12 protein-coding genes are annotated in these 21754 nt (G+C 62.5%); 9 read left to right on the top strand and 3 right to left on the bottom strand.

From position 1 onward, the window contains the following. Positions 1-75: 75 nt before the first annotated feature. Complete coding sequence (locus AC07XZ_RS03660; protein WP_102686010.1) at positions 76-8730, bottom strand: retention module-containing protein; 8655 nt, start codon at positions 8728-8730, stop codon at positions 76-78. A gap of 531 nt (positions 8731-9261) precedes the next feature. On the opposite strand from AC07XZ_RS03660, the gene AC07XZ_RS03655 reads away from it, so the two are divergent. The 3 genes from AC07XZ_RS03655 (at position 9262) to AC07XZ_RS03645 (ending at position 14317) form a co-directional block, all read left to right on the top strand. Beyond that, positions 9262-10620, top strand: a complete 1359-nt coding sequence (locus AC07XZ_RS03655) for a TolC family outer membrane protein (RefSeq protein ID WP_064383226.1) — start codon at positions 9262-9264, stop codon at positions 10618-10620. A 165-nt stretch (positions 10621-10785) separates the two neighbouring features. After that, positions 10786-12945, top strand: coding sequence for a type I secretion system permease/ATPase (locus tag AC07XZ_RS03650; protein WP_102686009.1), 2160 nt, complete (start codon positions 10786-10788; stop codon positions 12943-12945). A 10-nt stretch (positions 12946-12955) separates the two neighbouring features. After that, positions 12956-14317, top strand: coding sequence for an HlyD family type I secretion periplasmic adaptor subunit (locus AC07XZ_RS03645; RefSeq protein ID WP_085747165.1), 1362 nt, complete (start codon positions 12956-12958; stop codon positions 14315-14317). A 72-nt stretch (positions 14318-14389) separates the two neighbouring features. Here AC07XZ_RS03645 and AC07XZ_RS03640 read toward each other — a convergent pair whose 3' ends face one another. Next, on the bottom strand, positions 14390-14983 hold the full coding sequence (locus tag AC07XZ_RS03640) for a tRNA-uridine aminocarboxypropyltransferase (RefSeq protein ID WP_085747166.1): 594 nt from the start codon (positions 14981-14983) through the stop codon (positions 14390-14392). Positions 14984-14988: 5 nt separating this feature from the next. Then, positions 14989-15882: a LysR family transcriptional regulator gene (locus tag AC07XZ_RS03635; protein ID WP_007956593.1), complete on the bottom strand. Its 894-nt coding sequence runs from the start codon at positions 15880-15882 to the stop codon at positions 14989-14991. 294 nt (positions 15883-16176) lie between these two features. On the opposite strand from AC07XZ_RS03635, the gene speB reads away from it, so the two are divergent. The 6 genes from speB to AC07XZ_RS03605 all read left to right on the top strand — a co-directional run bounded on the left by speB (position 16177) and on the right by AC07XZ_RS03605 (position 21688). Beyond that, entirely contained in the window at positions 16177-17127 is a 951-nt protein-coding gene (gene speB / locus AC07XZ_RS03630; protein ID WP_003222717.1) for an agmatinase, read from the top strand. Positions 17128-17137: 10 nt separating this feature from the next. Beyond that, positions 17138-17560, top strand: coding sequence for a YybH family protein (locus AC07XZ_RS03625; protein WP_102686008.1), 423 nt, complete (start codon positions 17138-17140; stop codon positions 17558-17560). A 55-nt stretch (positions 17561-17615) separates the two neighbouring features. Beyond that, a complete protein-coding gene (locus AC07XZ_RS03620) occupies positions 17616-19127 on the top strand; it encodes a purine-cytosine permease family protein (RefSeq protein WP_085747168.1) in 1512 nt (503 codons plus the stop codon). Positions 19128-19206: 79 nt separating this feature from the next. Beyond that, positions 19207-20586 (top strand): sodium:solute symporter family protein, encoded by a 1380-nt coding sequence (locus tag AC07XZ_RS03615; protein ID WP_102686007.1) that lies wholly within the window; start codon positions 19207-19209, stop codon positions 20584-20586. Between the two features lie 84 nt (positions 20587-20670). Further along, positions 20671-21396 (top strand): MBL fold metallo-hydrolase, encoded by a 726-nt coding sequence (locus tag AC07XZ_RS03610; RefSeq protein WP_085747170.1) that lies wholly within the window; start codon positions 20671-20673, stop codon positions 21394-21396. A gap of 43 nt (positions 21397-21439) precedes the next feature. Next, a complete protein-coding gene (locus AC07XZ_RS03605; protein ID WP_102686006.1) occupies positions 21440-21688 on the top strand; it encodes a phosphopantetheine-containing protein in 249 nt (82 codons plus the stop codon). Positions 21689-21754 lie beyond the last annotated feature (66 nt).

Here is a 21754-nt window from a genome sequence, read left to right as displayed (position 1 = left end):
GAACGATCTACGCGCAAAGAAAAACCCGCCGTCCCGATTACTCGGGGCGGCGGGTTTTGTCGTTTCAGCTCCGGCTTACACCGTATCCACCTTCAACGAATGATCATTCAACATTCCGTTGATGATCGTCGCCGTGTCATGCCCACTGGCAATCAAACCACCCGCCCCCGGCGTCACACCGTAGTGGCTGGCCAGGTTGACGCCGGCCAGGTCGATGGTCTGGTTCGGCGTGGCGCCGGCCATGGCGCTGACGTCGATGCTGGTCATGACCGAGGCGCCGCTGCCGGTGACGGTGAAGTGCAGGTAGTCATCCAGTGAGGCCGACGTGCCGTTTTCACCTTGCAGCAGTTGCGACAGGTCGAGCTTGTCGGTGCCGGGGGTGAAGTCGGTGACAAGGTCGTGACCGCTGTTGCCCTTGAGCCACTGAAAGGTGTCGGCACCCGGCCCACCGGTCAGGGTGTTGTTGCCCATCCCGCCGATCAGCAGGTCATCACCCCCGCCGCCGTTGAGGATGTCGTTGCCCAGGCCGCCGTTGATCACGTTGTTATTGTTGTCGCCGGTGAGCGTGTCGTTGAAGTTCGAACCGACGAGGTTTTCGATGCCGGTCAGGGTATCGGTGCCCGCGCCGACGGTGTTTTGCGCACCGAGCAGGCCGAGGTTGACCGTCACCCCGGCGGTGGCGTGGGCATAGCTGGCGGTGTCGATGCCGGTTCCGCCGTCGAGCAGGTCGTTGCCCGGGCCGCTGTAGAGCAAGTCGTTGCCGGCACCACCGTGCAGTTCGTTGTTGCCGGAGCCTGCGGTCAACACATCGTTGCCGTCGCCGGCGTTGATAATGTTGTCGCCGGTGCCGGCCACCAGTACGTCATCGCCCGAGGTGCCAGTGAGGGTGTGGCCATCTTGATAGCTGATGGTCACGTTCGCCGTGTCACTGCCGCCGTGGTTGTCGTTGGCGGTGTAGGTGCCGTGGTAATCCGGGGTGATGTCGTGGGCCCCGGCGTAGTTGAGGGTCATGGTCAGCTGGTAGTTTTCCGCCGCGTTGACGTTGTTGCCCGTGGTGTTGCTGATGTTGGTGATGTGAATCTGGTAGACGCCGTCGGACGATGCGGTCAGGGTCTGGCCGTCCGCGAGGGCGATCCAGGCGCCGCCGTTGATCGAGTACTCCATGGTGATGTGACCGGCCGCCAGGTTGTGGTCCAGGTTGAGGGTTTCGCCCTGGCGCAGGTTGACGGTGATGCGGTCTTCATCGTTGGCGTTTGTGTTGGTCACCGCGCCGAGGTAGCCGCTGACCACCAGCACGGCGGTCATGGTCGCAGCGTTGGCGCTGAACGAGTTACGCACGTTGGCCAAGTTCTGGTTGGCGGCGGTGTTGGCGTTGGTGCCGGTGAAGCTGATCGCGCCGGTGCCGGTGAAGTCTGCCGATTTGGAGATCCAGCCGGTGTTGAACGAGATTGGCGTGGCGTTGAGCGTATCGCCATTCGGGTCGATATCGTTGGCCAGCAGCAGTTCGCCCGGCACCACGATGTTGCCCGACAGCACGTTGGTGATGATGTGGTCGTCCGCCGCCACCGGAGGCGCGTTGGGGATCACTTTCACGGTCAGGGTCGAACTGGCGAGGTCGCCGTCGTTGTCGCTGAGGGTGAAGCCGATGTTCTCGGTGATCACTACGGCGGTGGTTTTCTGCGAGGTGTAGCTGTAGTCGCCGGTGTCGAGGTTGACCACCAGGGTGCCGCTGTTATTGGTGGCGATGCTCAGGGTGTTGTTCACCGTGTTGAACGTGCCGTGGTTGGCGCCGCCGCTGGCGACCAGCGAACCCTGACCGCCGTTGGCTTTCGGGTCATAGGTGTAGGTGGTGCCGTCGACCACGATGGATTTGATGAACCCGCCATCGGCGCCGAACGTGCCGCCCTCGCCGATCAACGAACCGGTGACCGGCGCCCCTTCGACGGTGCCGGACAGCACCGAGTTGAGCTGGTTGAGGTCGGTGACCACCACCGCGTTGGTGTTGGTGTGCGTGATGCCGTCGTACGCCAGCGGATCGAGGTTGGCGTTGCTCACGCCGCTGCCCAGGCCGATCGCGTAGTTCTTGATGTTGTTGGCATCGAGAAACGCCTTGAGCGTCGCTTCGTCGGCGGTGCCGATGTCACCTTCGTTGGGTTTGCCGTCGGAGAAGAAGTAGCCGACGTTCTGCGCCCCGGTGAGTTTGCCCGAGGTGTTGAACGCGTTGTACATGGTCGCCACGGCCGCATCGTAGTTGGTGCCGCCGCCCGCGCTGAGGCCGGCCAGAATCGTCTTGGCCGTCGCGACATCGACCCACACCGAAGTGCGGTCGGTGGCGTTGCTGCTGAAGGTGACGAGCTGCACTTTCACATCGCCCAGATCGTCGTACTTGTCGAGCAAGGCGCTGATCGCCTGCTTCGCCAGTTCCAACCGCGACAGACCCGGTACGCCAGAAGCGTCGGCCATGCTGCCGGAGATATCGAGGACGATGAGGATGTTGGAGTCGATCTCCACCGCCGCCACCGAACGCTCCGACGCTACCGCTTTTGGCACGTCGTCGACGATGTTGACCACGATGGTGCTGGTGGTGCTGTTGCCCAGCGCATCGGTGGCTTTGTAGGTGAAGCTTTCGCTCAGGGTGTTCGGCCCGTCGTTGGCGTTCGGCGTGGTTTTCGGCGCCGAGGTCAGGGTGTAGGTGTAGGTGCCGTCGGCGTTGAGCTGGATCTGCCCGTAAGTCCCGGTGGCGCTGCCGACCAGGGTATAGGTGATCGCCCCGCTGCCGCCGCTGACCGAACCGACCAGCGTGCCGGTCGCGGTTTCGCCGGTGCTGCCCGGGTCGCTGCCGGTGACTGTGCCGGGGGCCAGGTCTTGTCCGTCCTTGGTCAGGTCGAGGGCTTTTTCGTAGACGGTCACGTCCTGATCGGTCGAGGCCACGAGTTTGCTGTCAGCGACGTTGACGGTGATGGTGGTGGTGCTTTCGTCGCCGTCACTGTCGCGGATGGTGTAAGTGAAGGTGTCGGTAGCGCCCGGCGGGCTCACCGAGTTCGGGTTGCTGTGATAGACCGCGTTGCCGGCCGCATCGAGAGTCAGGTAACCGTAGTTACCGTTGATGTTGCTGTTGAGGCCGCCGATGGCCGAGGTCGCGGTATTGCCGCCGGCGCGCACGCCGACCACGATCGCCGCGCCATCCGCGCCACTGACGTCATTGCCCAGCACGCTGATGTTGACCGTGCCGCCCTCCGCCACCGAGCCGGTGTCGGCCTTGGCGGTCGGCAGGTCATCGATGATGTTGACGTTGATCTGCCCGGTCGCAGTGCTGCCATCGGTGTCCGTCGCCACCACGTTGAAGTTCTCGGTGATGCTGTTGGCGCCGTTGGCATTCGGGTGGGTTTCGTTATCCACCAGGGTGTAGCTGTAACTGACCACGCCGGTTGCCGGGTTGTAACCGGTGATGGTCAGCGTGCTGCCCAGCGGGGTGACGGTCGACTGCGGGAAGCCGGCCGCGACGCCGTTGGTCATCACGGCGATGCCGCCCACGGTCAGGGTTTGCAGACCGTCGAGCGCGGTGACGGTGAAGGTGCCGCTCTGGGTCAGTGCCGGGGTATCGGGGCTGGTGCCGTCGCTGAGGTTTTTCTCATAGACAGTCAGCTCGCCGCCATACACGTCGAGGCCGTTGAGGACCACCGGATCGTCGTTGTTGTGGATGTTCAGCACCAGGTTGGCGGTGCTGGTATCGCCGTCGGCATCGGTCAGGGTGTAGGTGAAGGTCTCGGTGCCGTTGCCACCGCCGTGCAGGTTTTTGAAGTCTGCATCGTTGGTGTTCAGCGTGTAGGTGTACGTGCCGTTGGCGTTCAGCACCAGGGTGCCGTAAGTGCCGGTGAAGGTGCCGGGAGTGATCGGGCCGGCATTCGGCCCGGTCGCCACCACGTCGGCGCCTTGCACGTCGTTGGTCAGCACGTTGCCGTTGAGGGTCAACTGGGTTTCCGACGCGGTGCCGGCGTTGCTGTCGTTGATCGCCTTCGGCACGTCATCGACGATGCTGACCACGAGGGTGCTGGTGACGACGTTGCCCAGCGAATCGGTGGCCTGGTAGGTGAAGGTTTCGGTCAGGGTGTTGGCGCCGTCGTCGGCGTGCGGGGTGGTACTGGCCGGTGAGGTCAGGGTGTAGGTGTACGTGCCGTTGGGGTTGAGCACGATCTGCCCGTAGTTGCCGGTGGCACTGCCGACCAGCGCGTAGCTGATCGCACCGACCGCGCCGGTGACCGAGCCGACCAGCGTGCCGGACGCGGTTTCCCCGGTGCTGGTCGGATCGCTGCCGGTGACCGTGCCAGGAGCCAGATCCTGGCCGTCCTTGGTCAGATCGAGGGCTTTTTCGTAGACGGTGACATCGGTGTCGCTGACCGCGCACAGTTTGCTGTTGTAGACGTCGATGGTGATGGTGGTGGTGCTTTCATCGCCGTCGGAATCGCGCACGGTGTACACGAACACATCCACCGCACCCGGGCCACTCACGGCATTCGGGTTGCTGTGATAGACCGCGTTGCCGTTGGCGTCGAGGGTCAGGTAGCCGTAGGTGCCGTTGATGTTGCTGTTGAGGCCGCCGATGGCCGAGGTCGAGGTGTCGGAACCGGCGCGCACGCCCACTACCGCGCCACTGGCAGCCGGGCCGTCGGCGCCGCCGATATCGTTGTCCAGCACGTTGCCGCTGACGGTGCCGCCCTCCTGCACCGACGTCGCGTCGGGTTTGGCGGTCGGCAGGTCGTCGATGATGTTGACGTTGATCTGCCCGGTGGCGGAGCTGCCATCGGTGTCGGTCGCCACCACGTTGAAGTTCTCGGTGATGCTGTTGGCGCCGTTGGCGGTCGGATGGGTTTCGTTATCCACCAGGGTGTAGCTGTAGCTGACCACGCCCGTGGCCGGGTCGTAACCGGTGATGGTCAGCGTGCTGCCCAGCGGGGTGACGGTCGATTGCGGGAAGCCTGCTGCCACACCATTGGTGATCACGGCAATGCCGCCCACGGTCAGGGTTTGCAGACCGTCGAGGGCGGTGACGGTGAAGGTGCCGCTCTGGCTCAGTGCCGGGGTGTTGGGGCTGGTGCCGTCGCTGAGGTTTTTCTCGTAGACGGTGAGTTCGCCACCGTTGACGTCGAGGCCGTTGAGGTACACCTGATCGTCGTTGTTGTGGATGTTCAACACGAGGTTGGCGGTGCTGGTATCGCCGTCGGCATCGGTGATGGTGTAGGTGAAGGTTTCAGTGCCGTTGCCGCCGCCGTGCAGGTTTTTGAAGTCTGCATCGTTGGTGTTGAGGGTGTAGGTGTACGTGCCGTTGGCGTTCAATGCCAGGGTGCCGTAAGTCCCGGTGAAGGTGCCTGCGGTGATCGGGCCGGCGTTGGGGCCGGTCGGTACGCGGTCGGCGCCTTGCACGTCGTTGGTCAGGACGTTGCCACTCAAGGTGAGGTTGGATTCCGAGGCGGTGCCGGCGTTGCTGTCGTCCACGCCTTTTGGCAGGTCGTCGACGATGTTTACGTCCAGCGTCGCGTTGGCGGTGGTGCCGTTGTCGTCGACTACGGTCACGGCGAATTGCTCGTTGAGCACGTTGGCACCATTGGCAGTCGGGTGCGCTTCGTTGTCGACCAGGGTGTAGCTGTAGCTGACGACGCCGGTTGCAGCGTTGAAGCCGGTGATAGTCAGTGTGCTGCCCAAGGGAGTGACGGTAGATTGCGGGAAACCTGCTGCCACGCCATTGGTGACTACAGCGATGCCGCCGATGGTCAGTGTGGTGACGCCGTCCAGCGCGGTGATGGTGAAGGTGCCGCTTTGGGTCAGGGCTGGCGCATCGGGGCTGCTGCCGTCGCCGAGGTTTTTCTCGTAGACGGTGAGTTCTCCGCCATTCACGTCGAGGCCGTTGATGATCACAGGGTCGTCGTTGTTATGAATCTGCAGCACGAGGTTCGCGGTGCTGGTATCGCCGTCGGCATCGGTGATGGTGTAGGTGAAGGTTTCAGTGCCGTTGCCGCCGCCGTGCAGCGCTTTGAAATCGGCGTCGCTGGTATTGAGCGTGTAGGTGTAAGTGCCGTTGGCGTTCAGCACCAGGGTGCCGTAAGTCCCGGTGAAAGTGCCCGCCGTGATCGGGCCGGCATTCGGGCCGGTTGGTACGCGGTCGGCGCCTTGCACGTCGTTGGTCAGGACGTTGCCGCTCAATGTGAGGTTGGTTTCCGAAGCAGTGCCGGCGTTGCTGTCGTCCACGCCTTTTGGCAGGTCGTCGACGATGTTCACGTCCAGCGTCGCATTGGCGGTGGTGCCGTTGTCATCGACCACGGTCACGGCGAACTGCTCGTTGAGCACGTTGGCGCCGTTGGCATTCGGGTGCGCTTCGTTGTCGACCAGGGTGTAGCTGTAGCTGACAACGCCGGTTGCAGCGTTGAAACCGGTGATGGTTAGCGTGCTGCCCAACGGGGTGACGGTTGATTGCGGGAAGCCTGCTGCCACGCCGTTGGTGACCACGGCAATGCCGCCGATGGTCAGCGTAGTGACGCCGTCCAGTGCGGTGATGATGAAGGTGCCGCTTTGGGTCAGGGCTGGCGCATCGGGGCTGCTGCCGTCGCCGAGATTTTTCTCGTAGACGGTGAGTTCACCACCATTCACGTCGAGGCCGTTGATGATCACTGGATCGTCGTTGTTGTGGATTTGCAGCACCAGGTTGGCGGTGCTGGTGTCGCCGTCGGCATCGGTGATGGTGTAGGTGAAGGTTTCAGTGCCGTTGCCGCCGCCGTGCAGGTTTTTGAAGTCCGCATCACTGGTATTCAGCGTGTAGGTGTAAGTGCCGTTGGCGTTCAGCACCAACGTGCCGTAAGTACCGGTGAAAGTGCCGGCGGTGATCGGGCCGGCGTTTTCGCCGACAGGCACGCGGTCAGCGCCTTGCACGTCGTTGGTCAGGACGTTGCCACTCAGCGTGAGATTGGTTTCCGACGCGGTGCCGGCGTTGCTGTCGTCCACGCCTTTTGGCAGGTCGTCGACGATGTTCACGTCCAGCGTCGCATTGGCGGTGGTGCCGTTGTCATCGACCACGGTCACGGCGAACTGCTCGTTGAGCACGTTGGCGCCGTTGGCATTCGGGTGCGCTTCGTTGTCGACCAGCGTGTAGCTGTAGCTGACGACGCCGGTGGCGGCGTTGAAACCGGTGATGGTCAGGGTGCTGCCCAACGGAGTGACGATGGATTGCGGGAAGCCTGCCGCCACACCGTTGGTGACCACGGCAATGCCGCCGATGGTCAGCGTAGTGACGCCGTCCAGTGCGGTGATGGTGAAGGTGCCGCTCTGGGTCAGGGCTCCCGAATCCGGGGCGCTACCGTCGCCGAGGTTTTTCTCGTAAACGGTGAGTTCACCGCCCTCGACGTTCAACCCGTTGATGATCACTGGATCGTCGTTGTTGTGGATCTGCAGCACGAGGTTGGCGGTGCTGGTGTCGCCGTCGGCATCGGTCAGGGTGTAAGTGAAAGTCTCGGTGCCATTGCCACCGCCATGCAGATTTTTGAAGTCCGCATCACTGGTATTCAGCGTGTAGGTGTAGGTGCCGTTGGCATTCAGCACCAAGGTGCCGTAAGTCCCGACGAATGTACCGGGGGTGATCGGGCCGGCATTTTCGCCGACGGGTACGCGGTCGGCGCCCTGCACATCGTTGGTCAGCACGTTGCCGGTCAGCGTCAGTTGAGTCTCCGTCGCCGTACCGTTGTTGTCATCGAACGCTTTCGGCACGTCGTCGGTGATGTTGACGTCCAGCGTGCCGGTGGCGGTGTCGCCATTGCTGTCGCCGGCGATCACGGTGAATTGTTCGCTGAGGTTATTGGCACCGTCGCCCGCCGCGTGGGTTTCGTTGCCATTGAGTGTGTAGCTGTAGCTGACCGTACCGGTGGCCGGGTTGTAGCCGGTGATGGTCAGGGTATTGCCCAGTTGTGTGGTGATCGATTGCGGGAAACCGATCGGCACGCCACCGACGATCACGTTGATGCCGCCGATGCTCAGGCTGCTCAGGCCGTCCGGTGCCGACACCGTGAAGCTGCCGGTCTGGGTCAGCGCGCCAGGGTTGGCGGCGGAACCGTCGGGCAGATTGGCTTCGTTGAGATTCAATTCACCACCGGCAACAGACAGCCCGGTGAGTGTTACCGGGTTGTTGACTGGCGGTGGTGGTGGAGCGGGCGGCGCGGTGTCGTCACCGTTGTCGATCACCGCGTTGTGGCGTTCTTCGGGAAACTCGGGAATGCCATTGAAACCGGCGGTGGGGAAACCGATGACCGGATCGACCCGGCCCGCCACTTCAGTCAACAACACGAAACTGTGGCCGCCACCCAGTGCGCCCGGCGCACCACCGGTGGCGCCAGGACCAGCCGCCGTCGCTTCGGCGGTTTGGGTCGGGTCATCGCCGGCGGCAATGGCTTTCTGGATCTGTTCGACGTCGGTCAGTTGCGACTCGCTCGGGGTCACCGCTTCCGGTGCATTGACGTGAGCCGCCTGATCGGCGAGCAACTGGCCGGTCATGGTCAGGCTGCTGTCGCGGCCGAGGGTCAGTTCCTGGCCGTTTTGCAGATGAACGGCAACCGCCCCCTCCGCCCCGGTGATCAATTGATCCCCTGCAAACAGCCGATCGCCTTCGACCAGTGCGCGACGAGTGCCGTCCGCCGACTGAGCGAAAACCTGACCAATGACTTTAGTGACGATCCCGATGAGCGTTGCCATGTGCATTCCTCCGCTGCCGACCACCGTCGGCGCTGGTTCGCGAAGCAGCCCATGGCTCAAGCGGGTTGTCGGGGCGACGCTCGCACCTCGACAGTTCGTTTCGCAGGTTGTGCAAATCCAGAAACGCCAGCGCCATCAAGCACTTGGAATCTCTGTTCGATGCAGCACGCCCACTAGCGCTACGTAACGGTGGTGAATCACCCGAGTGACAAAAAACTGTCGCTCATCAGCCGCTACGCGTCCCTCCCCTTTAGCAGTACTTCGCCGTATGTCGCAAAGTGAGTGGAACTTTCCTCAAGCCTTTCTGCACTCCCTAAAGCGCATAAAACAAAGGCTTTCGAGTGGAACAATGTGCTGGATTTGGCGAAGCGCATAAGTTTTTTTTGGCATAACCCTTATGAAAATTTTTTCTTAGCTACGCTTCAGGATGTTCTTAGCTCTGTTGTTACAGGCATGAAACGCTTTTTACTAAAAATATCGTCAATAAATTGGCGACAGCGAAACACCATCAGGACTCAGGGAGATGCACCCATGCGCGTACTAACCCCCCTCTGCAGCGCGGTTTTGCTGGCCATGGCTTGCACTTCTCAAGCCCAGGCCATGAACCTCACCGAAGCGATCCAGAGCACCATCGCCACCCATCCGGAACTGGCCTCGCGCGTGGACGCGCGCCTGTCAGCTGATGAACAGGTGAAGGTCGCCAAGGGCGGCTTCTATCCGTCGGTGGATCTGAACGCTGCTTACGGGCGCGGCTACAGCGACAACACCAACACCCGGGCCTTCGGTAACCACCACACCGAAATCCTCAACTACACCCAGTCCGAGCTGCGGCTGCGGCAGATGCTGTTCGACGGTTTCAACACCGCCAACGAAGTCGAACGCACCAAGGGCGTTTCCAACTCGCGCGCCTATTACGCGCAAGGCACCGCCCAGGATTTGGCCCTGCGCACCATCGAGGTCTACCTCGAAGTGCTCAAGCGCCGTGAACTGGTGACCCTGGCCAAGAACAACCTGCAGGCGCACTTGCGCGTCAACGATCAGATCGGCCTGCGCACCGAGCGTGGCGTGGGCAGCACCGCCGACTCCGATCAATCGGTCGCCCGTAAGGCGCTGGCCCAGAACAACCTCGACACCGCCGAAGTCGATCTGGCCGACGCCGAGTCGAACTTCTACAGCGTGGTCGGGCGCATGCCCGATGAGCTGGAAACCCCGGCCTCTACCCGCGGCGAATTGCCCGCCACCTTGCCTGAAGCCCAGCAGAGCATGGTCGAGAACAACCCGTACCTGAAATCTGCCCAGGCCGACGTGCAATCGGCCGAGAGTCAGTATGAAGTTGCCAAGTCGCCGTTCTACCCACGCTTCGACGCAGAAGCGGCGGTCGGCGCCAACAACAACGTGCAGGGTGACGAGGGCCACGACAACGAATGGCGGGTCGGCGTAGTGATGAACTACAACTTGTTCCGTGGCGGCAGCGACAAGGCGCGACTGGCCTCCGACGCGCACCAGATCAACCAGGCGATGGACATCCGCAACAACGCCCTGCGTCAGCTCAACGAGAACATTCACCTGGCGTGGAACGCCATGCTCAACGCCAAGAAACAAACCCCGACCGCCCGCGAATACGCCGAAACCACCAAGCGTGTACGCGCCGCGTATCAGGATCAGTTCGGCCTCGGTCAGCGCACCCTGCTCGATGTGCTCGACAGTGAAAACGAGCTGTACAACGCCAACCGTCGCTACACCGAAATCCGCTACACCGAGGAATACTCGATGTACCGCGTGCTGGCGAACATGGGCCAGTTGTTGAGCAAGCAGCGCGTGGTGCTGCCGGCCGATGCGATTGCCGCGACCGAGGTGAAGAACGAAGCACGCTTGCCCGAGCTGAAATAACCACTCTGCCGGAGCTGCCGAAAGCTGTGATCTGATCGTTCCCACGCTCCGCGTGGGAATGCAGCCCGTGACGCTCCGCGTCACTGGACGCGGAGCGTCCCTAGAGGCATTCCCACGCAGAGCGTGGGAACGATCAACTGAAGTAATGCCAGGGGAGCGATCAATATGACCAGCATGCAACCCGGTAACGCCGGGATCGATCCGCGGCTGAGCTTCGATGACCCGTTGCTCGACGGTCTGTTGATCCTCTGCAAACTCCATGGCGCGACGGTCAGTCGCGCCAGCCTGAGCGCCGGGCTGCCCCTGGACAAACAACGCCTGAGCCTGGACCTGCTGCCCCGCGCCGCCGCCCGGGCCGGGTTGCAGGCGCGCTTGTTGCGTCGGGAACTCAAGGACATTTCACCGCTGAACCTGCCGGTGCTGTTGCTGTTGGGCAACGGGCGTACGGCGGTGTTGCGACGTTTTGCCGAAGACGGCAAGGCGCTGATCCTGCCCAGCGAAGCCGACGGCGGCGAGCAATGGGTCAGTCGTGAAGAACTCACCGAACACTACAGTGGCCAAGCCCTGTTCGCCCGGCCACGGCATGAACTGGAAGACCTGCGCTCGCCGCTGGTGCCAAGGGTGCAAGCGTGGTTTCGCGACACCCTGAAGCTGTCGAAATGGCTGTACAGCGACGCGATCCTCGCCAGTTTCCTGATCAACCTGCTGGGCCTGATGGTGCCGCTGTTTGTCATGCAGACCTACGACCGTGTGGTTCCGAACCAGGCCACGTCGACCCTGTGGGTGCTGGCCATCGGGCTGTTGATCGGCACCGGTTTCGAACTGGTGCTGCGGGTGGTACGTGCGCATCTGCTGGACACCGCCGGCAAGAAGACCGACGTGATCCTTTCCGCGACTTTATTCGAGCGCATCACCGGCATGTCGATGAAGGCCCGGCCGGCGACCATCGGCGGATTCGCCCAGAGCATTCACGACTTTCAGGGCCTGCGCGAATTTCTCACCGCCGTGACCCTGACCAGCCTGATCGACCTGCCTTTCGTGGTGTTGATGCTGGTGGTGATCGGCCTGCTCGGTGGCTGGCTGGTGGTGATTCCGCTGCTGGCGTTTCCAATCACGATCGTCTTCGCGATGATCATTCAGGCCCGTCTGCGCGACACCGTGCAGAAAAGCCTGAGCCTCGGCGCCGAGCGTCAGGCGTTGCTGATCGAAACCCTCGGCGGCCTGGAAACCCTCAAGGCGTGCAGCGCCGAAAGCGAGCGCCAGCACAAATGGGAAAGCACCCACGGCGCCCTCACCCGCCTCGACAGCCATGCGCGCAATCTCTCGGCGCTGGCCACCAACGGCACACTGTTCATCCAGCAGTTTTCGGGGATGGCGACGATTGTGGCCGGGGTCTACAGCATCATCGCCGGTAACCTCAGCGTCGGCGCGCTGGTAGCGACTTACATGCTCGGCAGCCGCGTGCTCGCACCGCTGGGCCAGATCGCCGGGCTGATTACTCGTTACCAGCAAGCGCAACTGACCATGAAAAGCACCGACGCGCTGATGTCCCTGCCTCAGGAGCGCGACGGCAAACAACGGCCACTGGAGCGCACGCAACTGCAAGGCGCGCTGGACGCCAACGCGGTGACCTTCCACTACAACGGCCAGAACGCGCCGGCCCTGAATAACGTCAGCTTCAGCGTCAAACCCGGCGAGCGGATCGGTATCATCGGCCGCAGCGGCTCCGGCAAAAGCACCCTGGCGCGGCTGGTGATGGGCTTCTACGAACCGGAAGAAGGCCAGTTGCTGCTCGACGGCCTCGACCTGCGGCAACTGGATGTCGCCGACCTGCGCCAGCAGATCGGTTACGTCGCCCATGACTTGCCGCTGCTGGCCGGCAGCCTGCGTGACAACCTGACCCTCGGCGCCCGCTATATCAGCGATTCGCGGATGCTTGAAGTGGCCGAACTGACCGGCGTCACCGAGCTTGCACGGCAGCATCCGCAAGGCTTCGACCGGCCGGTGGGCGAGCGCGGGCAACTGCTTTCCGGTGGCCAGCGCCAGGCGGTGCTGCTGGCGCGGGCGCTGTTGCTCGATCCGCCGATCATGCTGCTCGACGAACCCACCAGTGCCATGGACAACAGCAGCGAAGACGTCCTGCGCCAGAAGCTGCACGGCTGGGTGCAGGGCAAAACCTTGTTGCTGGTCACCCACCGCACCTCGATGCTGAGCCTGGTGGACCGGTTGCTGGTGCTGGACAACGGCCGGATCGTCGCCGACGGTCCGAAAGAAGCGGTCATCGATGCACTGCGCAAGGGCCGGGTCGGCTCGGCAGCGGTCTAGGAGTTGCCCCATGTCTGCTTCTTCCTCTTCAAAACCCCGCGGTTATTTCGACAGCTTCGGTAAAAGCGCCGAAGCCGAATTCATGCCGGAAACCGCCGGTGCCTCGCTGCAGGATTCGCCGCGCTGGTCGCGCATTACCGTGTGGCTGGCGGCGGCGCTGCTAATCAGTGCGCTGGTCTGGGCCAAGTTCGCCGTGCTCCAGGAAGTGACCATGGGCGAAGGCAAGGCGATTCCGTCGAGCAAGGTTCAGGTGATCCAGAACCTCGAAGGCGGGATCGTCACCGAGATCTTCGTGCGTGAAGGGCAAATGGTCAGCAAGGGCGATACCTTGCTGCGGCTGGATGACACGCGGTTTCTGTCGAACAAGGGTGAGAGCGAGGCCGATCGTTATGCCCTGACCGCGCAGGTCGAACGCTTGTCCGCCGAAGCCGAAGGCCGGCCGTTCAAGCTCTCGGACGAGGTGATCGCTAAGGCCCCGCAAGTCGCCGAGGACGAGCGCTCGCTGTACGAACAACGGCAACGCCGGCTGGCCAGCGAGCAACGGACCCTCAGCGAACAGCTGCGGCAGAAGGCACAGGAGCTGGCGGAATTTCGGTCGAAACAGGGGCAATACAGTTCGAGCCTGACGCTGCTGCAACAGGAAATGAACATGTCGGAACCGCTGGTGAAAACCGGCGCGGTTTCGCCCGTGGAGATTCTCCGCCTGCGTCGTAGCGCAGTGGAAATTCGCGGTTCGTTGAATGCCACGACGCTCGCCATTCCCCGGGCCGAATCGGCGATCAACGAGATCAAGAGCAAGATCGACGAATCGGAACAGACCTTCCGCTCCGAAGCGGCCAAGGAGCTCAACGAGAAACGCACGGACCTGTCGAAAATCACCGCGTCGAGCATCGCCATCGACGACCGCGTCAGCCGCACCACCGTGACTTCGCCGGTACGCGGGGTTATCAAGCAGATGAAGGTCAACACCATCGGCGGCGTGGTGCAGCCGGGCAGCGACATGGTGGAAATCGTGCCGCTGGAAGACAACCTGTTGATCGAAGCCAAGGTCCGGCCGCAGGACGTGGCGTTTCTGCATCCGGGCCAGAAAGCCATGGTCAAGTTCAGCGCCTACGACTACACGATCTACGGCGGGCTCAGCGCCAAACTTGAGCTGATCGGCGCCGATACCATCACCGACGACAAAGGCAACAGCTTCTACCTGATCCAGGTGCGTACCGACAAAAATCATCTGGGCGGGGATGTGAAACCGCTGCTGATCATTCCGGGGATGGTGGCGACGGTGGACATCATCACCGGAGAAAAAAGCGTGCTGGATTACCTGCTCAAACCGGTGCTCAAAGCGCGGACCGAGGCGATGCGCGAACGCTAGTGATTGATCGCTCTCACGTTGATCGTTCCCACGCTCTGCGTAGGAACGATCAGGCGATCAGTACCCGTCCGATCAGCCTCCGTGATTCTTCTGGAAAGTCGCCTCCCCCATCGCCGCAATCTGCCCCTCGATCAACGCCTCGAACGGCTTGAGCAACGGCTCGAAAGAGACCGGCGCTTCCAGCGTCTGCAACGCCTGAACAATCGCTTCGATCGTCGACAACGCCCCCGGCCCCGGTGCCTTGCGCAGCCGATACCGCGACACCCCACCCTCCGCCAAAGTCACCCGTGGCAACGCCGCCAGCAGCGGATTGAGGTGCAGCATCTTGCGCGCCTTGCGCCACGTGCCATCCGGCACCACCAGCAACAGCGGTTCATCGGACGCGGCGTAAGCCTGCATCGGTTGCGCATCGTCCGCCGGGAACAACAACCGCGCCCGATACCCCGGCCGGTTCAACAGCGCGGGCAAATCCTCGAACACTTCACCGACAATCAGCTCGGCATTGTTCAAACCGAGCGCCGCCAGCCGAGCCGTGTTGAGCGCGTGATTGACCTCGCTCGGGTGCTGCAACAGCAACACCCGGGTGCGGCTGTCGAGGCTGGGGATCAGCGGGCAAAGGCAATGGGTTTGTGGGCGCAGGCAGCGCGGGCATTGGGGTCTGGACATGTTCTTTATGCCTGATTGAGCTGCGCTTTGAGCAGATCGCGGAAAGTCTGGATCAGCGGCTCGCGGCTGCGGCCACGGCGCATGATCATGGAAAACGGTGCCTGATAACCGAAGGTCGCCGGCAGTAGCACCCGCAAATCGCCCTTGTCGGCCCAGGCCTGGGCGTAGTGCTCCGGCAGGTAACCGATGTAAGCGCCGGACAGCACCAGAATCAGCTGCGCCTCCATACTTTCCACGGTCGCAGCGCTGTGTTTGAAACCGTGGCGCGCCAGTTCGGCCTGGCTCCAGTAACCGCGTCCGACCATGCGTTGCTGGGTGATGACCTGCTCGGGAATCCGCCGTTCGTTGAACAACGGGTGACGGCTGCTGCAATACAGCCAGTGCTGCTCGCGGTACAGCGGCATGTACACCAGACCGCTCATGCGCGTGGAGAATGCACCGATGGCCAGATCGAGGCGGTTGTCCTGCACGCCGAGTTGCAGTTCATACGGGCTCATCACCGACAGATGCAAATGCACCGCCGGGTGTTCCTGGCTGTAGGCGCCGATGGCTTCGGCGAACGGCAGGGCCTTGTCGCTGACCGTGGAGTCGATCACCCCGAGGTTGAGCGTGCCACGCAGTTCGCCCTTGAGCGCTGCCGCGTATTGCTCGAAACCTTCGAGCTCGGCCAGCAGACGCAGGGTTTCCTGATGGAACAGCTCACCCTTGCTGGTCAGGCTGAATCCACCGCGCCCGCGATGGCACAGCACCAGACCCAACGCGGCTTCGAGCTGGCTCATGTAGGTGCTGATCGCCGAGGTCGACAGGTTGAGTTCCTGCTGCGCGTTGGCAAACCCCTGATGACGCACGACGCTGACGAAGATGCGCAACAGTTTCAGGTCGGGTAAAGCGTTGGCCATGTCTACTCCAAGGATCGTTCCCACGCTCTGCGTGGGAATGCCGCCCGTGACGCTCTGCGTCACCTGCGATTACGGCTGGACGCGGAGCGTCCGTGGATGCATTCCCACGCAGAGCGTGGGAACGAGCACGTAGGGGAAGTCTGGCATTAGTTTAGAAATTTCTGAACTAAGTATTTGCCCGTAGCGATTCTTCCGCCCCACTACATTTCGCAGAATCGGCCCACAGCGGTGCCCGTGCCCCTTGCGAATACGGTGCGCCGACATAAATAAAACAAAGACGATGAGGCCCTACCCGTGGACAAGATTCTTCACCAACCACTGGGCGGCAACGAAATGCCGCGCTTCGGCGGCATCGCCACCATGCTCCGACTCCCCCATGTACCGACCGCTGCCGGCCTGGACGCTGCCTTCGTTGGCGTGCCACTGGACATCGGTACTTCGCTGCGCCCCGGCACCCGCTTCGGGCCGCGCGACATCCGCACCGAATCGGTAATGATCCGCCCGTACAACATGGCCACCGGCGCTGCGCCGTTCGACTCGCTGTCGGTTGCCGACATCGGTGACGTGGCGATCAACACCTTCAACCTGCTCGACGCCGTGCGCATCATCGAAGAAGCCTACGACAACATCCTCGAGCACAACGTGATCCCGATGACCCTGGGCGGCGACCACACCATCACCCTGCCGATCCTGCGTGCCATCCACAAAAAGCACGGCAAGGTCGGTCTGGTACACATCGATGCTCACGCTGACGTCAACGATCACATGTTCGGCGAGAAGATCGCCCACGGTACGACCTTCCGTCGTGCTGTCGAAGAAGGTCTTCTGGACTGCGATCGCGTGGTGCAGATCGGTCTGCGTGCGCAGGGCTACACCGCTGACGACTTCAACTGGAGCCGCGATCAGGGCTTCCGCGTCGTTCAGGCCGAAGAGTGCTGGCACAAGTCGCTGGCGCCGCTGATGGCCGAAGTGCGCGAGAAAGTCGGTGGCGGCCCGGTGTATCTGAGCTTCGACATCGACGGCATCGACCCGGCCTGGGCGCCTGGCACCGGCACCCCGGAAATCGGTGGTCTGACGACCATTCAGGCGATTGAAATCGTTCGCGGCTGCCAGGGCCTCGACCTGATCGGCTGCGATCTGGTAGAAGTCTCGCCCGCTTATGACACCACCGGCAACACCTCGCTGCTGGCCGCCAACCTGCTGTACGAAATGCTCTGCGTACTGCCGGGCGTGGTCCACCGCTGAGGGTCGGGTCATGAACGAACGTGATCAGGTTCTGAAAGCGGCCGCCGATCTGGTGTCCGCCTTCGCCCGCAACGATCGCGAAGCCTACTTCGGCGCCTTCAACGCCGATGCGAGCTTCGTGTTCTACACCCTCGAACAGCCCCTGCTGTCGCGCGATGCCTATCAGGCGTTGTGGGACAGCTGGCGCGCCGAGGATGGCTTCGAGGTGCTGTCCTGCACCTCGAGCAACGCCTTCGTCAGCCTGCAGGGTGACGTGGCGATTTTCATCCATGACGTGGCCACCGAGCTGCGCATGCAAGGGGAGCAACATTTCAGCCAGGAGCGCGAGACGATTGTTTTCAAGAAACAAGCGTCGAGCCTAGAACAACAAGGCCATTGGCTGGCCTGCCACGAACATTTGTCCGCAATGCCGGAAGGGCTGCCATCCCCTTAGCCAAGACAGGTGACGCTCACGCACGATGAGCGCGCCTTTATGATCGGAGCAGATCATGAATAACAACAACAAAGACCAAAGCCTTACGCAGATTGAAACCCACGGGGTCGAACAGATCCCGGACAACGAACGCACCGCCGGTCCCGTGGACTTGTTCCGCATGATCTTTGGCGGCGCGAATACCTTTGCCACCGCCGTGCTCGGCAGTTTCCCGGTGCTGTTCGGCCTGTCCTTCCAGGCGGGCGTCTGGGCGATTGTCTCGGGCGTGCTGCTTGGCTCGCTGATCCTCGCACCGATGGGCCTGTTCGGTCCGCTCAACGGCACCAACAATGCCGTGTCGTCCGGTGCGCACTTCGGCGTGCACGGGCGGATCGTCGGTTCGTTCCTGTCGCTGCTGACCGCCATCGCCTTCTTCTCGCTCTCGGTGTGGAGTTCGGGAGATGCGCTGATCGGTGGTGCGAAACGCCTGATCGGCCTGCCGGAAACCGACCTGACCCTGGGCCTGGCCTACGGTCTGTTCGCGATTCTGGTGTTGACCGTGTGCATCTACGGCTTCCGCTTCCTGCTGTGGGTGAACAAGGTCGCGGTGTGGAGCGCGAGCCTGCTGTTCCTGCTGGGCATCTTTGCCTTCGCCGGTCCCTTCGATTCGCACTACGCCGGCACCGTCAGCCTCGGCCAGCCGGGCTTCTGGGCCGCGTTCATCGGCGCCGCGCTGGTGGCCATGAGCAACCCGATTTCCTTCGGCGCGTTCCTCGGCGACTGGGCCCGCTACATCCCGCGTGAGACCTCGCGCAAGCGGATCATGGCGGCGGTGGTGCTCTCGCAGATCGCCACCTTCATCCCGTTCCTGTTCGGCCTGACCACCGCGACCATCGTCGCGATCCAGGCGCCGGACTACATCGCGGCCAACAATTACGTAGGCGGTCTGCTCGCGGTGTCGCCGAGCTGGTTCTTCCTGCCGGTGTGCCTGATTGCGGTGATCGGCGGCATGTCCACCGGCACCACATCGCTGTATGGCACCGGGCTGGACATGTCCAGCGTGTTCCCGCGCCTGCTGTCGCGGGTCAAGGCGACGCTCCTGATCGGTGTGCTGTCGATTGCCTTCATCTTCATCGGGCGCTTTGCGGCGAACCTGGTGCAGAGCGTGTCGACCTTCGCCGTGCTGATCATCACCTGCACCACCCCTTGGATGGTGATCATGATCATCGGCCTGGTGGTACGTCGCGGCTTCTACTGCCCGGACGACCTGCAAGTGTTCACGCGCGGCGAGCAAGGCGGACGCTACTGGTTCAGCCACGGCTGGAACTGGCGCGGTCTGGGTGCGTGGATCCCGAGCGCGGCGGTCGGCCTGTGCTTCGTCAACCTGCCGGGGCAGTTCGTCGGCCCGCTCGGTGAACTGGCCGGCGGCATCGACATCAGCCTGCTGGTGACCCTCGGTCTGGCGTCGGTGATGTACCTGATGCTGCTGAGCCTGTTCCCGGAACCGGCGCTGGTCTACGGCCCGAAGGATCCCCGCAGCAAAGGCGCGCATGCGCCGGCTGAAGCGGCGCTGCGTCAGGCTGCCTGAATAAACGAATCGCCTGTGGGGGTCAGCCTTCTCCCACAGTGTTCCACCCCATAAAAAAGACAATCGGAGACACGCCATCATGGCTTTGGATTTATTCGTCGTCCTCATCTACGCCGCCGGCATGCTCTTGCTCGGCTACTTCGGCATGCGCAAGGCCAAGACCAACGAGGACTTCCTGGTCGCCGGGCGTAACCTCGGCCCGAGCCTGTACATGGGCACCATGGCCGCGACCGTTCTCGGTGGCGCGTCCACCGTCGGTACCGTCCGCCTGGGCTACGTGCACGGCATTTCCGGTTTCTGGCTGTGCGCGGCACTGGGTTGCGGCATCGTGGCGCTGAACCTGTTCCTGGCCAAGCCGCTGCTGAAACTGAAGATCTACACCGTTACCCAGGTCCTGGAAAAACGCTACAACCCGATGGCCCGCTCGGCGAGCGCGGCGATCATGCTGGCCTACGCGCTGATGATCGGCGTGACCTCGATCCTCGCCATCGGCACCGTGCTGCAAGTGCTGTTCGGCCTGCCGTTCTGGATCTCGGTACTGCTCGGCGGTGGCGTGGTCGTGGTGTATTCGGCCATCGGCGGCATGTGGTCGCTGACCCTGACCGACATCGTCCAGTTCATCATCAAGACCGTCGGCCTGATGTTCATCCTCCTGCCAATCTGCCTGTACCGCGTCGGCGGCTGGGACGAGCTGGTGCTGAAACTGCCGGCCACCGCCTTCAGCTTCACCACCATCGGCTGGGACACGATCATCACCTACTTCATGATCTACTTCTTCGGCATCCTGATCGGTCAGGACATCTGGCAACGGGTGTTCACCGTCAAGAACGAAAAAGTCGCTCAGTACGCCGGTAGCTTCGCGGGCATCTACTGCATCCTTTACGGTCTGGCCTGTGCCCTGATCGGCATGGCGGCGCACGTTCTGATCCCGGATCTGGACAACGTCAACAACGCCTTCGCCGCGATCGTCAAACTGTCGCTGCCGGACGGCATCCGTGGTCTGGTGATCGCCGCTGCCCTGGCCGCGATGATGTCCACCGCCAGCGCCGGCCTGCTCGCCGCTGCCACCACCCTGACCGAAGACCTGCTGCCAAAACTGCGTGGCGGCAAACAGTCGAGCCTGGGTGTGAACCGTCTGTTCACCCTGCTGACCGGTGTCGTGGTGCTGGGTATTGCTCTGGTTGTGAACGACGTGATCAGCGCTCTGACCCTCGCTTACAACCTGTTGGTGGGCGGCATGCTGATCCCGCTGATCGGTGCGATCTTCTGGAAACGCGCGACCACTGCCGGCGCCATCGCCAGCATGGGCCTGGGTTTCGCCACCGCCCTGCTGTTCATGTTCAAGGACGGTCTGGATGCCAACACGCCGATCTACTACAGCCTGGCTGTGGGTCTGGTGAGTTTTGTGGTGGTCAGCCTGTTTTCCCGTCGCCCTGCCCCGGTGGCCAGCGCGGTCTAAGCTCGCTATAACGACTTGATGCTTTCTTCGGCGGGTGTGGCGTCGGTTGCCACACCCGTTTTTTTCGTCTGGAGAAAATGCTTGATGAAGATTGTTTCTCGCGATCAGTGGTTCGAAGTGCAAACCCTGAGCGACGGCATTCGGCTGATTCACGAGCCGTTCATCCGCCCGTTCTATCGCTGCAACCTGTGGCACGTTCAGGGGCGGGACAAGGATCTGCTGCTCGACAGCGGTTCCGGGCTGGTCAGCCTGCGCGAACAGCTGCCGTGGCTGACCGAACGGCCGCTGGTGGCGGTGGCCAGTCATTGCCATTTCGACCACATCGCCGGGCACCACGAATTTGCCGAACGGCTGGTGCATCCGGCCGAAGCGGACATTCTGGCGGCGCCGGATGGCGAGAACGATCTGAGCCGGGCCTTCGTCGGCGACGACATGTTCGAAGCGCACCCGGATTGCCCGTTGTGCTACGCCGAATACCGGGTCAAGGCTGCGCCGGCCACCGGTTTTGTCGAGGATGGCGATGTGCTGGACCTCGGCAACCGCGCGTTGCAGGTGCTGCACACGCCGGGCCATTCACCGGGCGGGATCAGCCTCTACGAAGCGGCCAGCGAAACCCTGTTCAGCGGCGACATCATTTACGACGGGCCGTTGATCGAAGACGCCTACCATTCCAACCTCGACGACTACGCCGCCAGCCTGCGCCGCTTACAGGCTCTGAAGATTCGCACCGTGCATGGCGGTCACTTCGGCAGTTTTTCCGCAGAGCATCTGCACGGGATGATTGACGAATGGTTGCGCCGCCACGCCTGAGGCCTGCTGTACTTCAGTCAGACTAACAACACAAAGATCTGCCATGAGAAGAGCTGCCGTGCGTGCTGCCGTGCACCGGTTCATCCTGCGCCTGCTGGAAAATCGTGAATTCGACGACAACACCAGCCTCGCGCAGCTGGGGCTGGAAAAAGCGGATATCGAGGATCTGATCTTCCATCTGGAAGATGAATTCGGCCTGACGGCCTTCACCGCCGAAGAGGACCGGATGCTCAAGACCGCGAAGACCGCGAATGACCTGAGCCAGTTTCTGATGGAAATCGGGCGTCACTGAAAACAAAAGATCGCACCCGCCCGCCACTCCAATGGAGCGACAGCCGGGTGCGATCTTTTGTCGTTT

The organism is Pseudomonas sp. GW458-11-26-14-LB4 (assembly GCF_059423925.1).
Note: the sequence above shows the minus strand (reverse complement) of the source record. Positions and strands in the feature narration are given on the sequence as shown.